The organism is Pseudofrankia coriaricola (assembly GCF_032027725.1).
Classification (GTDB): Bacteria; Actinomycetota; Actinomycetes; order Frankiales; family Frankiaceae; genus Pseudofrankia.
Genome location: NZ_JASNFO010000013.1, coordinates 156,161 through 172,223 on the forward strand (window position 1 = coordinate 156,161; position 16,063 = coordinate 172,223).

General features: G+C 69.2%; 26 protein-coding genes and 1 pseudogene. 19 read left to right on the forward strand and 8 right to left on the reverse strand.

Annotation, left to right across the window (positions count from 1 at the left end):
- The gene (locus QOZ89_RS09045) at positions 1-171 is read left to right on the forward strand and encodes a hypothetical protein (RefSeq protein WP_157910606.1); all 171 of its coding nucleotides are present in this window, start codon (positions 1-3) and stop codon (positions 169-171) included.
- Positions 172-319: 148 nt separating this feature from the next.
- Here the strand turns inward: QOZ89_RS09045 and QOZ89_RS09050 are convergent, their stop codons facing one another.
- Complete coding sequence (locus QOZ89_RS09050) at positions 320-1,051, reverse strand: NADPH-dependent F420 reductase (RefSeq protein WP_312623530.1); 732 nt, start codon at positions 1,049-1,051, stop codon at positions 320-322.
- A complete protein-coding gene (locus tag QOZ89_RS09055) occupies positions 1,003-1,347 on the reverse strand; it encodes a winged helix-turn-helix transcriptional regulator (protein ID WP_071053007.1) in 345 nt (114 codons plus the stop codon). The genes QOZ89_RS09050 and QOZ89_RS09055 overlap by 49 nt, the downstream gene beginning before the upstream one ends.
- Before the next feature lie 794 nt (positions 1,348-2,141).
- On the opposite strand from QOZ89_RS09055, the gene QOZ89_RS09060 reads away from it, so the two are divergent.
- From QOZ89_RS09060 to QOZ89_RS09080, 5 genes are all read left to right on the forward strand, one after another.
- Entirely contained in the window at positions 2,142-2,879 is a 738-nt protein-coding gene (locus QOZ89_RS09060) for an SDR family oxidoreductase (RefSeq protein ID WP_071053008.1), read from the forward strand.
- Positions 2,880-2,937: 58 nt separating this feature from the next.
- Positions 2,938-3,189 carry a hypothetical protein gene (locus tag QOZ89_RS09065; RefSeq protein ID WP_071053009.1) on the forward strand — a complete coding sequence of 84 codons (252 nt, stop codon included), beginning with the start codon at positions 2,938-2,940 and terminating at the stop codon, positions 3,187-3,189.
- A gap of 363 nt (positions 3,190-3,552) precedes the next feature.
- A complete protein-coding gene (locus QOZ89_RS09070; protein ID WP_083419770.1) occupies positions 3,553-4,107 on the forward strand; it encodes a Uma2 family endonuclease in 555 nt (184 codons plus the stop codon).
- Positions 4,108-4,156: 49 nt separating this feature from the next.
- Positions 4,157-4,408, forward strand: coding sequence for a hypothetical protein (locus QOZ89_RS09075; RefSeq protein ID WP_241842281.1), 252 nt, complete (start codon positions 4,157-4,159; stop codon positions 4,406-4,408).
- Between the two features lie 271 nt (positions 4,409-4,679).
- A complete protein-coding gene (locus QOZ89_RS09080) occupies positions 4,680-5,030 on the forward strand; it encodes a nitroreductase family protein (RefSeq protein ID WP_312623531.1) in 351 nt (116 codons plus the stop codon).
- Here QOZ89_RS09080 and QOZ89_RS09085 read toward each other — a convergent pair.
- A complete protein-coding gene (locus QOZ89_RS09085) occupies positions 5,003-5,161 on the reverse strand; it encodes a hypothetical protein (protein WP_198543548.1) in 159 nt (52 codons plus the stop codon). The two genes, QOZ89_RS09080 and QOZ89_RS09085, sit on opposite strands and share 28 nt — an antisense overlap.
- Positions 5,162-5,264: 103 nt before the next feature.
- On the opposite strand from QOZ89_RS09085, the gene QOZ89_RS09090 reads away from it, so the two are divergent.
- From QOZ89_RS09090 to QOZ89_RS09115, 6 genes and pseudogenes are all read left to right on the forward strand, one after another.
- Positions 5,265-5,606 (forward strand): ArsR/SmtB family transcription factor, encoded by a 342-nt coding sequence (locus tag QOZ89_RS09090; protein ID WP_071053047.1) that lies wholly within the window; start codon positions 5,265-5,267, stop codon positions 5,604-5,606.
- Between the two features lie 3 nt (positions 5,607-5,609).
- Positions 5,610-6,116: an SRPBCC family protein gene (locus tag QOZ89_RS09095; protein WP_071053012.1), complete on the forward strand. Its 507-nt coding sequence runs from the start codon at positions 5,610-5,612 to the stop codon at positions 6,114-6,116.
- The gene (locus tag QOZ89_RS09100) at positions 6,116-6,736 is read left to right on the forward strand and encodes a dihydrofolate reductase family protein (protein WP_071053013.1); all 621 of its coding nucleotides are present in this window, start codon (positions 6,116-6,118) and stop codon (positions 6,734-6,736) included. The genes QOZ89_RS09095 and QOZ89_RS09100 overlap by 1 nt, the downstream gene beginning before the upstream one ends.
- Positions 6,737-6,886: 150 nt before the next feature.
- Positions 6,887-7,132 (forward strand): annotated as a pseudogene (locus tag QOZ89_RS09105) (hypothetical protein); the annotation flags it as partial.
- 32 nt (positions 7,133-7,164) lie between these two features.
- On the forward strand, positions 7,165-7,377 hold the full coding sequence (locus QOZ89_RS09110; RefSeq protein ID WP_241842283.1) for a zinc-binding dehydrogenase: 213 nt from the start codon (positions 7,165-7,167) through the stop codon (positions 7,375-7,377).
- A gap of 59 nt (positions 7,378-7,436) precedes the next feature.
- Positions 7,437-7,853: a PPOX class F420-dependent oxidoreductase gene (locus tag QOZ89_RS09115; RefSeq protein WP_491723648.1), complete on the forward strand. Its 417-nt coding sequence runs from the start codon at positions 7,437-7,439 to the stop codon at positions 7,851-7,853.
- Between the two features lie 182 nt (positions 7,854-8,035).
- Here the strand turns inward: QOZ89_RS09115 and QOZ89_RS09120 are convergent, their stop codons facing one another.
- A complete protein-coding gene (locus tag QOZ89_RS09120; RefSeq protein ID WP_071053017.1) occupies positions 8,036-8,755 on the reverse strand; it encodes an SDR family NAD(P)-dependent oxidoreductase in 720 nt (239 codons plus the stop codon).
- A gap of 138 nt (positions 8,756-8,893) precedes the next feature.
- On the opposite strand from QOZ89_RS09120, the gene QOZ89_RS09125 reads away from it, so the two are divergent.
- Complete coding sequence (locus QOZ89_RS09125; RefSeq protein ID WP_312623533.1) at positions 8,894-9,865, forward strand: AraC family transcriptional regulator; 972 nt, start codon at positions 8,894-8,896, stop codon at positions 9,863-9,865.
- 11 nt (positions 9,866-9,876) lie between these two features.
- Here QOZ89_RS09125 and QOZ89_RS09130 read toward each other — a convergent pair whose 3' ends face one another.
- Entirely contained in the window at positions 9,877-10,350 is a 474-nt protein-coding gene (locus QOZ89_RS09130) for a GNAT family N-acetyltransferase (RefSeq protein WP_071053048.1), read from the reverse strand.
- 179 nt (positions 10,351-10,529) lie between these two features.
- Between QOZ89_RS09130 and QOZ89_RS09135 the strand changes: the two genes are divergently transcribed.
- From QOZ89_RS09135 to QOZ89_RS09150, 4 genes are all read left to right on the forward strand, one after another.
- Complete coding sequence (locus QOZ89_RS09135; RefSeq protein WP_241842284.1) at positions 10,530-11,267, forward strand: GNAT family N-acetyltransferase; 738 nt, start codon at positions 10,530-10,532, stop codon at positions 11,265-11,267.
- 17 nt (positions 11,268-11,284) lie between these two features.
- The gene (locus QOZ89_RS09140) at positions 11,285-12,064 is read left to right on the forward strand and encodes a phytanoyl-CoA dioxygenase family protein (protein ID WP_241842285.1); all 780 of its coding nucleotides are present in this window, start codon (positions 11,285-11,287) and stop codon (positions 12,062-12,064) included.
- Positions 12,061-12,579 carry a GNAT family N-acetyltransferase gene (locus QOZ89_RS09145; protein WP_071053020.1) on the forward strand — a complete coding sequence of 173 codons (519 nt, stop codon included), beginning with the start codon at positions 12,061-12,063 and terminating at the stop codon, positions 12,577-12,579. Before QOZ89_RS09140 ends, QOZ89_RS09145 begins: the two co-directional genes overlap by 4 nt.
- A gap of 81 nt (positions 12,580-12,660) precedes the next feature.
- Positions 12,661-12,867, forward strand: coding sequence for a sigma factor-like helix-turn-helix DNA-binding protein (locus QOZ89_RS09150; RefSeq protein WP_312623546.1), 207 nt, complete (start codon positions 12,661-12,663; stop codon positions 12,865-12,867).
- Positions 12,868-12,980: 113 nt separating this feature from the next.
- Here QOZ89_RS09150 and QOZ89_RS47215 read toward each other — a convergent pair whose 3' ends face one another.
- Entirely contained in the window at positions 12,981-13,502 is a 522-nt protein-coding gene (locus QOZ89_RS47215) for an NYN domain-containing protein (protein WP_349308076.1), read from the reverse strand.
- A 167-nt stretch (positions 13,503-13,669) separates the two neighbouring features.
- Here QOZ89_RS47215 and QOZ89_RS09160 point away from each other — a divergent pair, with 167 nt between their 5' ends.
- Entirely contained in the window at positions 13,670-14,047 is a 378-nt protein-coding gene (locus QOZ89_RS09160) for a histidine kinase (protein WP_241842287.1), read from the forward strand.
- Positions 14,047-14,655 carry a LuxR C-terminal-related transcriptional regulator gene (locus QOZ89_RS09165; protein WP_241842288.1) on the forward strand — a complete coding sequence of 203 codons (609 nt, stop codon included), beginning with the start codon at positions 14,047-14,049 and terminating at the stop codon, positions 14,653-14,655. Before QOZ89_RS09160 ends, QOZ89_RS09165 begins: the two co-directional genes overlap by 1 nt.
- Before the next feature lie 189 nt (positions 14,656-14,844).
- Here the strand turns inward: QOZ89_RS09165 and QOZ89_RS09170 are convergent, their stop codons facing one another.
- Entirely contained in the window at positions 14,845-15,120 is a 276-nt protein-coding gene (locus QOZ89_RS09170) for a hypothetical protein (protein ID WP_071053022.1), read from the reverse strand.
- A gap of 404 nt (positions 15,121-15,524) precedes the next feature.
- A complete protein-coding gene (locus QOZ89_RS09175; RefSeq protein ID WP_083419760.1) occupies positions 15,525-15,830 on the reverse strand; it encodes a hypothetical protein in 306 nt (101 codons plus the stop codon).
- Between the last annotated feature and the right edge of the window lie 233 nt (positions 15,831-16,063).

The window sequence follows — 16,063 nt, forward strand, 5'->3', positions numbered from 1 at the left end:
ATGACCATCGCGCTGCGCGAGGCCCCATCCGGCGGGACCACGCTCACCTTGGTCCGGGAGCGCCTCGACGTTCTGGCCGCCGCGCTGCCCCATGTCGCCGCGAAGGTCGAGTCCGGCTGGGCCGACGCCGTCACCAAACTCGCCGGCATCCTCGCCGGCGATGCGCCGTGACCGCGCCCGACACCCCGCTGACGTGATGATCCGCTACCGACTGGACGCGGATCGCCCCTCCCCGGCCGGTCTTGCCGGAACGGCTTCTCCGGATGTGAGACCGACGGTGTGCCCATGTTCCGGGACCATGCCACTCCAGCCACCGTGCCTATGTGGGCGGGTGGGCGTCGACCAGGTTGAACACTGTGCTCGGGTCACGTCCGCCGAACAACAGCGAAATCACGATCGCGGCCATCGCCTCGAGATTGTGAGCATGGCGAAGATCGCCAACCGGCACGGGCTCACCTCCGACGTCACCGATGAGCTGGCGCGCGACGGCAGCCGCGTCTGGATGGTCGGTGCAATACGGCACGGCCAGGCGACGGCCGTCGAACAGCGGCGGGGCCATCTCCCACACCCGCGCGTGGCAGAGGTTGAACGCCTTCACCACCTGCCCGCCGGTCGCATCCTGTATGTCCCGCGCCATGGCCCGCCCAGGGGCGGTGACCAGGGTAAAGCGATCCACTTCAACTGGATTGTTGCAGTCGATGACCGGTTTGCCGCGCAAGGCGTCGCCGATCTCCGCCAACGTGGCCGACATGCCCTGGTACAGAACCGCGATCAGCACGACGTCGCCGAACGCGGCCGCTTCCCGGAAGTCGCCGGCATGGCCACCCCATTTCTGTGCCAGCGCATGCGCCTTCTCCGCCGTCCGTCCCGCGACCATGAGCTCGTGGCCGGCTGCCGCCCACCGAGTGCCGAGCGCGTCGGCCATCACACCGGCGCCGAGTATTCCGATTCGCATGCGGGCGACGCTAGGCAGCCGTGGGGAACCATCCGGTGCCCCAGCCGTCAGTCGGGTGGATCGCCCGCGAGCTCCTCGGCATGCTCCTCGGCCCACCGCGCGAGCACAGAGACCGGCTCCAGGAGGCTCCGGCCGAGGTTAGTCAGCCGATACTCGACGCCCTTGGGCGCCGTGGCCAGGCTCCGTCGCTCGACCACACCTCGCCGCTCCAGCTTGCGGAGAGTCTGAGTCAGCATCTTCTTGCTGATCCCACCGATCCGCTCACGAAGATCGCTGTAGCGCCGCGGGCCCTCGCCGAGGGCATACACGACCACGACCGACCAGGTGTCGGCTATGACGTCCAGCGCTGAGCGGGCGGGGCAGTCCGCCACGAATACGTCATAGTCGGCCATCAAACGCTCGCGACCGTGCCCAGGCGCTCCCCGACGGGAACACCGAACGACCGTTGACGCAAGGAGCGCCGGCGTGAGTCGTTCCTTGTTTCCGACATCTAATGGTCCAGCACCATCCCGATCAACAGCGCCAGCGGATCGTTCGTCAGCAGCTCGTCCGCCTCGGCGATCTGGCTCAGGTGCAGTCCCACTCCACCACCGTAGACCTCACACCGGTGGCGAAGAGGATCGGCCGCGCCTGGAACCTGTCGGCTGCTCAGAGCCTCGCGTCCCTTGGCAAGGCTTGTCATGTGATCGCGTCAAGTTGACAAGCCGCGGAGGCCGAACTGGACGCCAGCGGCATGGGCGACAGGCGACAGGCCCGATGATCGGCCTGTCGACAGGGGTTGCGGGGATCGACGCACGCTGGCCCTGGCCACACAGTCCCGGCCGCGCGCTCGACTTCGTAGACGAGGCTCAGGACGAAATGCTCACCCGCACAGATCATTGCGTGGACGGGATGACCGTCTTGATCCCCCGCGACTCCCTGCCGCACAACCACCAAGGTAGCGGCGCTTGGTCCGTCCGACGAGACAGCACCACCGGCGGGGGCTGGCGAGTGTCTCAGCCTCCACACGTCCGGGCGCCGTGCAGCCTCGAACGACGTTTCTTGATCATACCGGCGCGGGCGATCGGTAACCCCAGCGCCTCGGCGACCAGATGCGCCGCGAACGTGACGTCGGAATCTCGCCAGAATTCCACTGTCACAGCGGCCATACTTCAGGGGAACCATATAGACAGGAGCTCGGAAAAGAATGTCGAAAATTGCTCTCATCACCGGCGGAAACCGCGGCCTGGGATTTTCGGCGGCCAAGGCCCTGGCTCGCTCCGGTGCCATCATTATTATCGGCGCACGCGGTGAAGCCGCCGCACGCAAGGCCGTCGATATGCTGGAAGAGGAGGGGCTCACCGCGGACTGGGTCGAACTCGATGTCACCAGCCCAGCGAGTGTGCGAGCCGCCGCCGAGATCATCCGCGAACGTTACTGTCGACTCGACGTGCTGGTAAACAACGCGGGCATCCTGCCCGAGGCGACGGACATCGTGGAGCACGAGTTCGCCGACACGAACATCTTTCGCCAAACGTTCGAGACAAATACGTTTGGGCCGGTCACCGTGACGGAGACTTTTCTGCCGCTGCTACACAAGAGCGCCGCCGGTCGGATCGTCAACGTCTCGTCGACCATGGGCTCGCTCACCGATCAGAACAACCCTCTTTCGCCGTACTACTCGATGCTCCTGCCGGCATACCGAAGCTCGAAGGCCGCGCTGAACAGCATCGCCGTCGAGTTGGCGAAGAGCCTGAAGGACACCCCGATCAAGGTCACGTCAGTGTGTCCCGGCTTCGTTCAGACGGATCTGACACCGATCAGCAGACAGCAGGCGCCGTTGACCGCCGACGAAGCGGCGCAGATCGTGGTCACGGCCGCGACGCTGCCCGCCGACGCGGAGTCAGGCACATTCATTGACGCCAACGGCCCGGTGGCCTGGTAACCACGTCGGAGACTGCGCCAGCCGCGGAAAGGCGGCGCCACCGCTCTGCCTTTCCGCGATGTGCTGGTCCAGCACCATCCTGATCAACAGCGCCAGCGGAACGTTCGTCAGCAGCTCGTCCGCCTCGGCGATCTGGCTCAAGTGCCACGTCACCGACCAGGGCGCCCTCGACTGGCTGGCCGGTTCGCGGGAGTCCACCGAATGGCTCCTGCCCGGCGACGTCGCGCGGACCGTCCTCTTCCTCGCGGCGCTCCCGCCTCGGGTCAACCTGCAGCAGGTCACCATCATGCCGACCGGGCAGGCCAGCTGAGGTCCTCGGTGAAGCGAAAGCGGAGCAGGGAGTTAAGGCGTCCCCCGGGGACGTCGCCCGCCGGGCGGGGGTCGGTCTCGGCACGCTCTACCGGCGCCTCCGCACCCGCGACCCTGCCGGAAACGCTGCTGCGCCATGGATTTCGACCGGCTGGTCAAGCTTGCGACACCCTCGGCGCAACCCCGGCCCCACCCAGCCAGGGACCGCGCCATTGCGCGACACGCGCCACCGCGCCGCTCGTGGGCTCGCCCCACCCGCGTGCCCGATCATCGGACAGTGCCGGCAGACACGACCAGCACGCTACGCTTGCCGTGAGGCATCAGGTCTGCCGCCGACTCAGGGAGGTGCGCCGTGACCGCGGAGATGGTCGCTCCCGCCTGGATGCACCAGCAGATCACGGCGGACCTGTACAACTCGCTGTCCGAAGAACAGTGCAGGGACATCGAGATCGTGGACGGGATGGTCGTCATGGTCCCCAGCGCCTCCCTGCTACATAACCGGCTGGCGAGGAAGGTCGCCAACGCGATGGAGCTGGCGGGGGCCCCGGGGTGGTTCGCCGATCTTGACTTCGACGTCCGGCTCCAGGATGTGCCGCTGACGGTCCGTCGGCCCGACATCGTCGTATACGGGGCAAGCGCGGTAGGCGTCACACCGATGCGTCCGGAGAACATCCTCCTCGTCGCCGAGGTGGTCTCACCGGGCTCTGAAACCACGGACCGTGTCTTCAAGCCGGAGCAGTACGCCCGGGCAGGCATCCAGTTCTACTGGCGGATCGAGCAGTCCGCGGCCGGTGTCCCTCTCGTCTACACGTACGTGCTCGACCCGGCCGCAGGAACCTACCGAGTTGGCGATGTCTACACGGGTGTCGTCGAAGCTGTGGCTCCGTTCCCTGTGAAGATTGACCTCACCCAGCCATAGTGCAAGCGGATCGTCCACCAGCCCAGATGCGCGCGGAATCGTCACCTGCGTGGCACTTGCGCTGCTCCTCGCCGGCTGCGGCGACGACGACTCGAAGGGAATGGGCGACGCGCCCGTGTTGAACCGGCACGGCGAAGACACACCGGCCGAGGTCTACAACTTCCCTGACAATTTCGGCAACCTGGCGACCAAGTGCGTCGGCCACGGTCTGCGCGGCTACACCACGACGCACTTCGCGGACGAGGACGGGTACCTGCCCTCCGCGAATACCAGGATCGTCCCAGATCCTGAATGCGCCTAGGCAGGTCGCGGCGGCGCCGCCCCGGGGCGGATCGCCCTGTAGTCGAACCCGCCGAGGTGTCCGCGAGGGCGCTCACGCCTCAGACGGCCGTCCCTGCCACGGCTTCGAGATGGCTGCTGAGCGCCGCCGCGGTGCTGACGACTTGCGGAGCCGCGCGGCGTGCCTCGGCTGTCGATCGCGCCGTCACTGTGAGCGCCGCCGTCGGGCTGTCGGCGCGGAACGGACCCACGGGTGCCGCTGTTTCGACCTCGCCGAGATGCCATTCCTCCCGGTGAGCGGCTTCCAACACCTGTACGACAATATTCACCGCGTGCCCGCCATCGTGGTGCCGTGCGTCGAGGGCCGCACGGACGGTGCCTCCGTCCTGGCTCAGTCGATGACGTGGGGATCCATCCTTCCGGCGGTGTGGAGCTTCATGCTCGCCGCGCGGGCCCGAGGGCTGGGGACGGTCTGGACCACCGCGCAGGGGCCGTTGGAACGGGAGATGGCGCAGGTCCTGGGAGTCCCGTACGAAGAGGTGATGTTGGCTGCGTTCATCCCGCTCGCTTTCACCCTGGGCACGGATTTCCAGCCCGCGCCGCGGGTTCCTCGCAGTCAGGTGCTCCATCGTGATCGCTGGTAGGGAAGCAGCTCGGCGCCACCATTCGATCTTTCCGGCACAGGCTGGTCCAGCACCATGCCGATAAGCAGGGCCAACGGGTCGTTCGTCAGCAGCTCGTCCGCCGCGGCGACCTGACTCAGGTGAAGCCCCACGAGAACACCGTAGCCGGCCGACCACGTCCGCCGGACGGTCGTCACATCGCACGTAGGAGGAGGGGCGGCTTGACGTATGCCGATATCGGAATATGATGGCGCCATGGCACGTGCAGCGACGACGTCGGACGTCTTCAACGCGATCGCCGAGCCGCAGCGCCGGGAGATCCTGGTGCTGCTGCGGGCGGGTGAGCGGCCGGTGACGGAGTTGGCCCAGGAGCTGGGGATGACCCAGCCGGGGGCGTCCAAACACCTGCGGGTGCTCCGGGAGGTCGGGCTGGTGCGGGACCGCAAGGCAGGCAAGCAACGCCTGTACGGCCTTGACGCCCGCGGGCTGCGACCGATTCACGAGTGGACCGGCGGGTTCGAGCGGTTCTGGAACGAGAGCTTCGACCGACTGGACGAGTACGTGCAGGACCTCAAGCAGGCAAGGCAGGAGGAGTAGCTGATGAGCGCGACGGGACGAGGAGCGCCGGCGCAGTCCGCGACGGCCGACCGCGAGATCGTGATCTCCCGGGTCATCGACGCCCCACGGGAGCTGGTGTTCGAGGCGTTCACCGAGGTGCGGCACCTGTCGCGGTGGTGGGGACCGGAGGGGTTCACCACCACCACGCGGGCGTTCGAGTTCCGCGTCGGCGGGGAGTGGGACTTCGTGATGCACGGACCGGACGGGACGGACTACCAGGAGTGGATCTCCTGGACCGAGATCGCCCCGCCGGAGCGGATCGCGCTGCTGCACGGTGAGTCCCGCGGCGACCCGAACGCCTTCGAGTCGGTCCTCATGTTCGCGCCCGACGGCGCGGCGACCCGGATCGAGATGCGCACGGTGTTCCCCACCAAGGAGCTGCGCGACGAGGCGGTCGAAAAGTACCACGCGATCGAGGGTGGCCAGCAGACCCTGAGCAACCTGGCTGCCTACGTCACCGAGATCGTTCGGAAGGGAGTGGAGGGCTGATGGCCGGGAAGGTGTTCTTCAGCGTGTCGATGTCGCTGGACGGGTTCATCGCGCCCGAGTCCCTCGAGGACTTGATGGGGCAGCAGTGGATGGAACTGCAGCAGTGGGTATTCCCGCAGCGGTTCTTCCGGGAGAACCTGAATCTCGGCGAGGGCGGCGAGGAAGGGCGCGACAACGATATCGTGCGGGAGACGTTCGAGCGCACCGGCGCGAGCGTGATGGGCAAGCGCATGTTCGACGCCGGCGAGCAGGCGTGGCCGGAGGAGGCGCCGTTCCACACGCCGGTCCTCGTCGTGACGCACGAGAAGCGTGACCCCTGGGAGCGGCCGGGCGGGACCACCTTCCACTTCGTCAACGACGGCATCGAGACCGCGCTCGACCAGGCCCGCGAGGCCGCCGGCGACCGGGACGTCCGCATCGCGGGAGGCGGCGCAACGATCCTGGAGTACGTGAACGCCGGCCTGATCGACGAGTTCTCGATCGCGCTCTCACCCGTGCTGTTCGGCTCCGGAATCCGCCTGTTCGAGGGCGTGGACGCGGGCCGCGTGGCCCTGGAGCCGGTCCGCGCGGAGCCGACGCAGCGGGTGACCCACCTGACCTACGCAGTCCGGGAGCGGTAACTGTCTCGACCTCAGCGCTCCCCCGCCGAGGTCAGCAGCGCGGTGAGATCCTCGACGCTCTGAGCGTCAGGAAAGGCGAGCGTTCGCGCCGCGAGCTCGGCCGCGCGCTCCTCCGGGAGGGACCTCACGGCGTTGTCGTGGAACTTCCTCGCCACCGTCAGGCTTCGTCAGCGAGTCACCAAGGGCCCCGGCTCCCGCGCCGCCGGTGTCGCGATGGCGTTCAAGCTCATCGAATCAGCACAGACCCGGTGGCGGGCCGTCAACGCACCCCACCCCGTCGCGCTGGTCCGCGCCGGCGCGGTACTCGAGAACGGCAAGCTCATCGAATGGTGGACATCGAGCGCCCTGCCCCCGGACCGTCCGAGGTTCTGGTACTGGTCCATGCCACGGGCCTGAATCCGACCAACTGGAAGCCGAGCACACTACCCATGCCGGAGGAGGCCGCAAGACTCGGCGTCCAGCACCGGCTGATGTTGGTCGAGGCCGGCCAAGGCGGGATGCTCGCGGTGGCCGACCTGGCGCGGGCCGGTCAGCTTCGGCCGATCATCGAGGCCAACTTCCCGTGGGAGCAGGCCGCGAAGGCCCACGAACTGGGCGACACCGGCCGAACGACCGGCAAGCTGGTTCTCGTCGTCAGCTGACCGGCCGTCAGTGGTTCAACCGACAGCGGCACGGCAGAGAGGATCCAGCAGTGGTTAGCGTGCCACCTGAATTGAGAAACCTGATCAAATCCGGCCCCATGGCTCACCTCAGCACCATCAACGCGGACGGAAGCCCGCAGGTGACCGTCATCTGGATCGGGCTGGACGGTGACGATCTGGTTAGCGGTCATCTGTCGTGGTACACGAAGCTGCGCAACATCGAGCGGGATCCGCGGGCCGTGCTGTCCTTCGACGCGCCACGGGCACCCGGCGTCCTCATGAACCAGTATGCCGTGTTGCATGTGCGGGCCACCGTTCAGCCGAGCGACGACGCCTGGAATCTGCTCAACCGCCTGGCGAAGGTCTATGTATCCCCCGACGCCGAGTTCCCGGCGCCGAAGGGACCTGGCTACATCGTGCGCTACTCCGTCCAGCGCATCGGCGGCGTCGGCCCCTGGGCGCCGGCCTCGCGGTAAGCCACGGCAGCACCGGGCAACGGGCTCGACGGCGACTGGCGGTCGGCGGGCGACCGACGCGCTCGGCGGGATCTTCCGGAAGATCCCGCCGAGCGCGTCGGTCCTGCTGTCAGCGAATTGCCGGCGCGAGGCCGAGCATCGATGCCGACGCGCACCCCGCCGGCGTCATCGGCCGGCGTCGGTCAGCCCGCGAGCATCCGCTCCAGGCCCACCGGGTCACTGAGGTAGACCGAGCCCGCGCCGGCGGAGGCGTCGTCAGGCCAGATGACCGTCTGTCCGGCGGCGACACCGGCGACGATCCGTCCGGCGACGACCTCCGGGGCGGCCTTGTCGGCGTCGACCCCGGCAAGCATGTCGGTGTCGATGCCACCGGGGTAGGCCCCAACGACCTCGATGCCCTTGTCGCGCAGTTCCACCCGCAAGGACTGAGTGATCGAATGCGCCGCGGCCTTCGACGCGCAGTACCCCGCCATTCCCGCCACCGGCGCCAGCGCTATCAAGGTCAGCACGTTGACGATCGCGCCCGGCGCGTTCGCCGTCAGGATTGGGACGAAGGCCCGGCTCACCCGCAGCAGGCCGATCTGGTTGGTCAGCATGTCACGCTGGAACAGGTCCAGATCACCCTCAAGGGCGCTGCCGAACCCGAGCACCCCGGCATTGTTGACCAGCAAGGTGACATCGGTCGCGATCTTGGCCGCGGCGTCCACGCTCGCCTGGTCGGTGACGTCCAGGCCTAGGACGCTCACCCGCGGGTGCGCGCTCACGGTCGGGGCGACGCCCTGGGGATCCCGCGCCGTGACATAGACCTTGCTGGCGCCGGCGTCGAGGAGCCGGCCGACCAGGCGGGCGCCAAGGCCCCGGTTCGCGCCGGTCACCAGAGCGATGCTGCCTTTGACGTTCATGGGTCACCTTCCGGTTGACGTGTTGAACGGATCAACCGTATGACGCACAAGGTAGACAATCGATGCCGTCAAGTCTCAAATTCTTGTCCGTTCGTCTCATGTATCGGTATGCCGGACGCCTATCGGTAGGCTGCGGCAATGGACCTGCTCGCCGACGTACTGAGCGTCGCGGGAGTACGGGGAACCGTCGCGGCGACGGTCCACGCCGGCGATCCGTGGGGGCTACGGCTGTTCCGGATCTCAGCGGCGGCCTTCCACGCCGTCACCGCCGGCACCGCCTGGCTACGCCTGCCCGGCCAGCCCCCGGTGCGGCTCATGCCCGGTGACGTCGTCCTCCTGCCCACCGGGTCCGAACACGGACTGGCCGGAGATCCGGACGGCCCGCTGGAACCGTTCGACCACGCCGTCTCGAAGGCGGCGCTCGCCACCGGCGGCCGGCTCGATGTCGGGCCCCGACCGGCGCGGACCAGGATCCTGTGCGCCTCCTACCGGCACGATCCCGCCGTCACCACGCCGCTGTTCACCGTGCTGCCCGAGGTGGTCCACGTGCCCGCCGGGACGCCCGGGGCCGGCCCGCTCGCCGACACCATCCGGCTGTTGTCCAGGGAACTCGCCGAGCCCGGGCCAGCCAGCACCACGCTGCTCGACCGGCTCGTCGATGTCCTGCTCATCCAGGTACTGCGGGCCTGGCTGCGGGCCGAGCCTGTCGCGCCGTCGGCCTCCTGGCTGCGCGCGCTGAACGATCCCACGGTCAGCGCGGCGCTGGGCGCCCTGCACGCCGATCCCGGCCGGCCCTGGACGCTGGACTCGCTCGCCGACCACGTCGCCGTCTCCCGAGCCACCCTCGCGCGGCGCTTTCCGGCCCAGGTAGGCGAAACCCCAGCCGCCTACCTCACCCGTTGGCGCATGGACCTGGCCGCTCGCCGACTGCGCGACACCGACGACCCGATCGACGTCATCGCCCACGCCGTCGGGTACACCTCCGAGTACGCGTTCTCCCGTGCCTTCTCGCGCGACCGTGCCGTCCCTCCCGGGCGCTACCGCGTGCAGAGCCGGTCGGCGCGCTCAGGTGTGGCCGTGCCGCTGCCCGCGATACCCGGGACGAGCTGAGTCCGCGCCGGTCACAGATCGCGGTCGAGCCAGACGCGGTCGAGCAGTGGAATACCGTCGATGACGATGCCGTCCGGATAGCCGGTGCTCGGCCCGAAGGCGTTCCGCTCGATGCGCAGCATGCGAAAGCCGAGACGCTGGTAGAAACGCAGGTTGCCGATGTCGGCCGTGGCCGTCGCGACCAGCATCCGGGACCGCTCCCGTTTCCGGCCGTGTCGCACCGCCTCCGTGACGAGTGCCCGCCCCACCCCGGTGCCGCGCCATTCCTCGACGACGGCCATGCTCTTGAGCTCTAGATCGTTGCCAGGAAGGTCGATCAGTTGCAGGTGGCCGACCAGCCGGTCGTCGTCCGTCGCGACGAGCACCTCTCCAAGAGGCAGGTACACGTCGATCTCCTGCTCGGAGTCGTCGGCCTCGCCGAACAGCGGGCGCAGCGCATCCCGATCGCCTTCGTATCGCCGGATCTCGGGTTCGTTCCCGCTCATGACACCATCCTGCGACGGCCAGGCCATATCCGGTCGCCGGCAATCGTTACGGTCCGCGGAACGGTCCCGGCGAATCGGCCGGACGGTCCCGGCCCGGGCATAGTCGATACCAGCGGCCGATGACGCCTCGACGTCTCGGGACGGACCCGCCACACGTGGGGCCAAGGGAGGTCAGGCAGGTGTCGAGCGTAAGCACGGGGCTACCGGGGCAGGAGACCCTGCTCGCGAGCTGGGCGGCCCTGGCGCTGGCGTCCTCCGGGGCCCGGCTGATCCGGTCGCCCGAAGCGGCCGCCGCGGTGTTCCCCGCATGGGCGCCACTGAACAACGCGATCGTCTCGACCGCCAGCCCCCACGCCCCGGAGCCTGCTGTCATTTCCACGCTCCGTGACGTCTACGTGGAGGCGGGCGTCGGCACCTGGGCGTTGTGGATACCCAGCCGGGCGACGGACCTGAACGCGTCCGACGACCTGCGCGCGCTCGATGGATTCACCCGCGACACGACGACGCTCGTCATGCGGACGGATCTGCGGCCGGGGCCGGCCCGGCACGACGGAGTCATGCGGGCCTCGATCGCCGCCGCCACGCGGGCCGGTGACGAGCCGGTCCCGGTGGCCGATCTAGGCGAGCCGGAGGCCATCCCGGGCCTGGCGGCCTGGGTACTGGTGCGAGAGGGCTTCGCCATCGCCAGCGCCTGGACCTTCCGGCACGGCGACGACTGCGGTATCTACGCCGTCGGCACGGTGCCGGCCTGGCGACGGCGCGGCCTGGCGACGGCATTGCTGCGGCACGTGCTCGCCACCGCCGAACGGAACGGTGCACGGACCGCGACCTTGCAGTCCACGCAGATGGCCCAGAGCCTCTACGAGTCTCTGGGTTTCGTCACCGTCGGCCGCTATGAGGAGTGGGTCTCGCGGTAGAGCGCCGAAGGGCGGCGGTGACGCCGGGAAAGGCGCCGGACCTCGTTCGTTTCCGCGGCATGGCCGGGGCGTTCCCGCGGCCGGTGGCGGATGAGGGCCGTGAGATCCTCTGGCGGATGACCGGTCTCGATCCCACCGACCCGGCGACCTGGACCCGGCCTGTCGTGCGTATCCCGGGTTCCGCGGCGGAACCGTTCCGGCAGGCCGTCACCACAGCCCGGCTGCGCGGCGCATGGGACCAGCTCGTCGGCCCCGGACGGTGGCTGCCCCGCGACGGGCTAGGCACCTTCCCGATCCGATTCCCCCACCCGGACGACCCCGGCGATGCGGGCTGGCACATCGATGGCAGCTACCTGCCCGACGGCGAGTCCTCGTTCTGGCTGAATCTGCGGTCACGCGATCGGGCGTTGTTGATGCTGTTCCTGTTTTCCGATGTCGGTCCTGACGACGCACCCACCCGGATCAAGGCCGGTTCGCACCTCGACGTGCCGCCGTTCCTGGAGCCAGCCGGGGACGCCGGCCGCGGCATCTTTGAGCTGTGCGAAGAGATGGGCGCCGCCGGGAAGCTCGACCCATCGGACCGGCCGCTGGCCCTGGCCACCGGCGAGGCCGGCGACGTCTACCTGTGCCACCCGTTCCTCATCCACGCGGCCCAGCCCCACTGTGGCACGATCCCGCGTTTCCTCGCCCAACCGCCGCTGCCTCCGACAGGGCTCCTCAATCTTGACCGCCCCGACGGGGCCTATTCCGCGGTTGAGATCGCGGTCCGCCGAGCACTGGGGCGATCCGACGCATGACGACGACTACGGACCTCATCACCGAACGCCTGGTTCTGCGTCTCTGGAGCGCCGAGGAAAGGACGGCCGTGCTCGCCGTCACCGCTGCGAGCAACGGTGACGGCCTCCCGGTGCGCCGGCCAGCGCACTGGGCCGACGACTTCCCGGATGAGGGCGACCAGGTCATTGCCGACGGGCTCGGGCGGTACCCCGCCTGGATGGGTCCCTTCGGTCACCGTCAGGTCGTCGAACGGGACAGTGGTTTGATCATCGGCGGAATCGGGCTCTTCTGGCCGCCGACCGACGGTCGGGTCGAGATCGGCTACGGCATCGTGCCGTCCCGCCAAGGCCGTGGTTACGCCACCGAGGCGGTCATCGCCCTGACAGAATTCGCCTTCGCACTTCCCGCCGTGCGGACCGTGCTTGCCAACGTCGAACGACCAAACCCCGCCTCGATCCGCGTCCTGGCCAAGTCCGGCTTCCGTCACCACCACACCGAGGGCGACACGGTCCGCTTCCACCGCGACCGCCCTTGATCCGGCCGGGCTCGACGCGCCCGTCCGTCGGCCGTCCCCACCGGACCGCCGACGGGCGGGAGAACGCCGATCAGCATCGAGATTCGCGCGGCGGTGGGCCAGCTCAGCGAGACCGACCGGGCGGTTCTCACCCTCTCTGCCTGGGACGGCCTGACGACCGACGAGATCGCCGGGGCCCTGCAGCTCACTCCATCCGCCGTCCGACAACGCCTACATCGCGCCCGCCGGCGCCTACGCGAGGCCCTGGCGGATCATCAGCAAACCTCCGATCACATGGGCTCGCGGTAGCCACATCAATGGCCATCGACGGCCCGAGACCCACACCCGTAAAATCGTCCGCGTCACTCACCTCGCTGTCTCACGAGGACTCGTGGGCCTTCACGCGGACCAGCCGGCAAAAATCATGGGGCCGTGTAGTCGGTGTCGTCGCGACAGGCCTCGTAGTCCTCCGCACTCAGATAGTGACACCACGGCAACTGCGAGTCCGGAAAGCGCAGTCGGCTGGAGCCCTTCCAGGTTGCCACTTCAACATGCGTCTTGCCGCCTTCAAGGTCGCGAACGGCCTCCAAAGCGGGGATCAAGTCGCTGTCTCGGCTGAAGAGGATCCCTACGTCGTAGGCGTCGGTGCATGCCAACCGCACGAAATCCACGGCCAGCGCGACGTCGATGCCTTTCTCCTGAGGCGTTGGTGGTGAAGTTCGGGTCGAGGTCCCCGAGGACCTGGATACCGGCGCGGAACAGGCTGTAGGCCAGCGGTGTCGCCAGGACAGCCGCCGCGACCAGCCGCGCGAGGCCACCGGGCGAGCGCCGCGCGGCCCGCAGCGTCCGCCAGATCCGCCGGCCGGCCGGCCTGCCAAGTGGAGCCAACAGGAGCAGCTCGACGGGCTGGTCCTGACCATCCGACGGCGCCCCGCCGGCCACATGGAACTGACGACGGTACCGATGGTGCTGACGATGTCGTAACCGGATCCGGGCCATCGCCAGCAGTCCGATGGCCACGAGGAACAGCGCGAGATGCGGCCACCACGCGGCGGTGCCGGGCTGTTCGAGGTCCCGGACCGGCGATCGCCGCAGGTAGATCACGCCCCCCATGGCGACCCCGGCCGCCGTCGCGACCAGCGCCGCCGGGCTCCTGGCACTACCACTGCATCCGGAGCAGGACCAGGACGCGGTGCAGCTCGCGCTCGTCGCGGTCGGCTGGCTGGTCGGAGACGCGCTACGCACCCGCCGCGAGTACCGCCAGGGCCTCGAACTCGCGCTCCTACGGCAGCGAGTGGAACAGGAACAGCGCATCAGGGCCGAGGAACGGCTCAGGCTGTCCCGCGACGTGCACGACATCGTCTCGCACACGCTGAGCATGATCACGATTCGAGCCGGCGTGGCCCGGCTCCTGCTGGCCGACGGGCCGTCCGAGAGGGCATCGCGGCGGTCCGCGAGTGCCGCCGGCTGCGGCTGGACGTGGTGCTGATGGACATCCGGATGCCGGTCATGGACGGGCTCGAGGCGACCCGAGTGATCGCCGCCGATACGACGACAGCCCAGGTTCCGGCGTTGGACGCCGCGTCCACGGCCACGGCCAGGCCCGAGTCACGGGATACCGGCGGTGCTCAGGACGTGGCAAAGCCACGGATCCTCGTCGTGACGACGTTTGACGACGATGAGTACGTTTTCGGGGCGCTACGGGCGGGCGCCGCCGGGTTCATCTTGAAGGACACCCAACCCGAGCTCCTGGTGACCGCGATCAGGACGGTCGCGGCCGGAGACTCGCTCCTCGCGCCCGGGATCACCCGGCGGCTCATCGCCGAGTTTGCCCGCCGGCCCCACCCGGCGACAGGGCGCGGGCCCGACGCCGCCGGGCTTCTGTCGACGCTCACCGAACGGGAGCGCGCAGTGCTCACCCACGTCGCGAACGGGTACTCGAACGCGGAGATCGCCCAGGCGCTCGACGTGGGCGTGTCCACGGTGAAGACCCACATCAGCCACCTGCTGGTGAAGCTCGCGGCCCGGGACAGGGCCCAGCTCGTCATCGCGGCCTACGAGACCGGCCTCATCGCGCCGGGCGACCGGACCGGGTGAACGGACCGGGTGAACGGACCGGGTGAACGCCGCCCGAGGCTAGCGGTGACTACCGCCGCGGCGAGCGAGTACGAACCGCGGGGAGGGCGAACGGCCGTGACCAACTCCATGTCCGCCGGCTGTCCGGGCACGTCCCGGACCCGGACCGGGCAGCTCTCGCGCCAGGCAGGTCCCCGGGCGGAGAACCGGTCAGGACGCCCAGGCGTGGGTGCGCAGGGGGACGACCCGGGGGTGGCGCTCCTCAATGCAGTAGCCGTACTCGACCCGGCGGCGCCAGACGGTGAGCCGGCAGCTGCCGCCCTCGACCGTCCAGGTGCGCCGGCCGGCGCGGTCCTCGATCTGCACCGGCTGAGAGGTCAGCGGCTCGGTCGAGCGCCGGTGAGCCCAGATGTGCGCGGCTTCCCAGTCCGGAAAGCTGCCGACCAGCTCGCCGTCTCCATCGAACACCAGGTAGGGGCGGGTCATCGTTGTCACGCCTTTCTGGAGAGCGGTGCCGGTCACGCGTCACCCGGGTGCGGCCGCCGTCGCCGGAGCAGGCGAACCCCGAAGAACGCGAGGAACCCAGGACTCCGAATACGGGCAACCCGCCGACCGCCACGTTGCGGTCAGCACTCGGACGAGGAAACCAACACCGGAAACGGACGCGGCCGGCGGCCGCGCTTCGAGGGCGTCCTCCCCCATCGACCCGCCTGGTCGACGACCAGGCCGCGGCTTCGACGCCGGGAAGGGGCCGAGCTGGCGGGTAGTGAATCTCCCGGCGGCGTGCCGCCGACCGCGCATGCCACGTGCGTCACGCAAGCCACGTGCGCCACGTGCGCGGGCCGGCTTCACGCCGCCCGGGAATCCCCGGCGGTGGGGGCCGGGCGACGTCAGGCTCGCGGCACGCCGGTCGGGGTGAGGAATGACAGCGGCGCGACCAGGTAGTCCGACAACCGGTGCTCGGCCGCGAACGCGGCCGCCTGCAGCGCGGTGTCGAACGCGAGAACGACACGACGCGCCTGCCACGGCCCACCCTCGAAGACGATCACTCCGAAGCGGTCGGGCGAGCCCTCGCCGACGGCCGCCTCCGTCAGCGGCACCTGGTCGCTGGTCACGGGAACGGGCCGCTCCACCGGCCCGCGCCGGATCCGAGGAGTGAGGGCGCCGCAGGTCCTGACACGAAGGCGCGAGGTCATCGGTCCTCCAAGAGACATCGGCCGCCGCGGCCCGGACGACCGGGCTCGGTCGTGTCCGGGCAAGAGCGGTACTGGGAAGGGGAAACCCTGCGCTGGGCAGGGAGGGGCAGACGTCTGGCCGCGCGAGCGAGAAGGAGTGGCTGGCCACCCGTGGGTAGCACGACCGCGGCGCACGCCGGGCGTGCGCGTCGCCGTCAGTCAGCGCCGTCGATGTGGCCGCTACGCGCCGCGCA

What these genes read in the sequence shown, in the direction of transcription:
- QOZ89_RS09045 (WP_157910606.1), top strand. Translation starts at nt 1, where the DNA reads ATGACCATCGCGCTGCGCGAGGCCCCATCCGGCGGGACCACGCTCACC.
- QOZ89_RS09055 (WP_071053007.1), bottom strand. Translation starts at nt 1,347, where the DNA reads ATGGCCGACTATGACGTATTCGTGGCGGACTGCCCCGCCCGCTCAGCG.
- QOZ89_RS09060 (WP_071053008.1), top strand. Translation starts at nt 2,142, where the DNA reads ATGTCGAAAATTGCTCTCATCACCGGCGGAAACCGCGGCCTGGGATTT.
- QOZ89_RS09065 (WP_071053009.1), top strand. Translation starts at nt 2,938, where the DNA reads ATGTGCTGGTCCAGCACCATCCTGATCAACAGCGCCAGCGGAACGTTC.
- QOZ89_RS09070 (WP_083419770.1), top strand. Translation starts at nt 3,553, where the DNA reads ATGGTCGCTCCCGCCTGGATGCACCAGCAGATCACGGCGGACCTGTAC.
- QOZ89_RS09090 (WP_071053047.1), top strand. Translation starts at nt 5,265, where the DNA reads ATGGCACGTGCAGCGACGACGTCGGACGTCTTCAACGCGATCGCCGAG.
- QOZ89_RS09095 (WP_071053012.1), top strand. Translation starts at nt 5,610, where the DNA reads ATGAGCGCGACGGGACGAGGAGCGCCGGCGCAGTCCGCGACGGCCGAC.
- QOZ89_RS09100 (WP_071053013.1), top strand. Translation starts at nt 6,116, where the DNA reads ATGGCCGGGAAGGTGTTCTTCAGCGTGTCGATGTCGCTGGACGGGTTC.
- QOZ89_RS09110 (WP_241842283.1), top strand. Translation starts at nt 7,165, where the DNA reads ATGCCGGAGGAGGCCGCAAGACTCGGCGTCCAGCACCGGCTGATGTTG.
- QOZ89_RS09120 (WP_071053017.1), bottom strand. Translation starts at nt 8,755, where the DNA reads ATGAACGTCAAAGGCAGCATCGCTCTGGTGACCGGCGCGAACCGGGGC.
- QOZ89_RS09125 (WP_312623533.1), top strand. Translation starts at nt 8,894, where the DNA reads ATGGACCTGCTCGCCGACGTACTGAGCGTCGCGGGAGTACGGGGAACC.
- QOZ89_RS09130 (WP_071053048.1), bottom strand. Translation starts at nt 10,350, where the DNA reads ATGAGCGGGAACGAACCCGAGATCCGGCGATACGAAGGCGATCGGGAT.
- QOZ89_RS09145 (WP_071053020.1), top strand. Translation starts at nt 12,061, where the DNA reads ATGACGACGACTACGGACCTCATCACCGAACGCCTGGTTCTGCGTCTC.
- QOZ89_RS47215 (WP_349308076.1), bottom strand. Translation starts at nt 13,502, where the DNA reads ATGTGGCCGGCGGGGCGCCGTCGGATGGTCAGGACCAGCCCGTCGAGC.
- QOZ89_RS09160 (WP_241842287.1), top strand. Translation starts at nt 13,670, where the DNA reads ATGGCGACCCCGGCCGCCGTCGCGACCAGCGCCGCCGGGCTCCTGGCA.
- QOZ89_RS09165 (WP_241842288.1), top strand. Translation starts at nt 14,047, where the DNA reads ATGGACATCCGGATGCCGGTCATGGACGGGCTCGAGGCGACCCGAGTG.
- QOZ89_RS09170 (WP_071053022.1), bottom strand. Translation starts at nt 15,120, where the DNA reads ATGACCCGCCCCTACCTGGTGTTCGATGGAGACGGCGAGCTGGTCGGC.
- QOZ89_RS09175 (WP_083419760.1), bottom strand. Translation starts at nt 15,830, where the DNA reads ATGACCTCGCGCCTTCGTGTCAGGACCTGCGGCGCCCTCACTCCTCGG.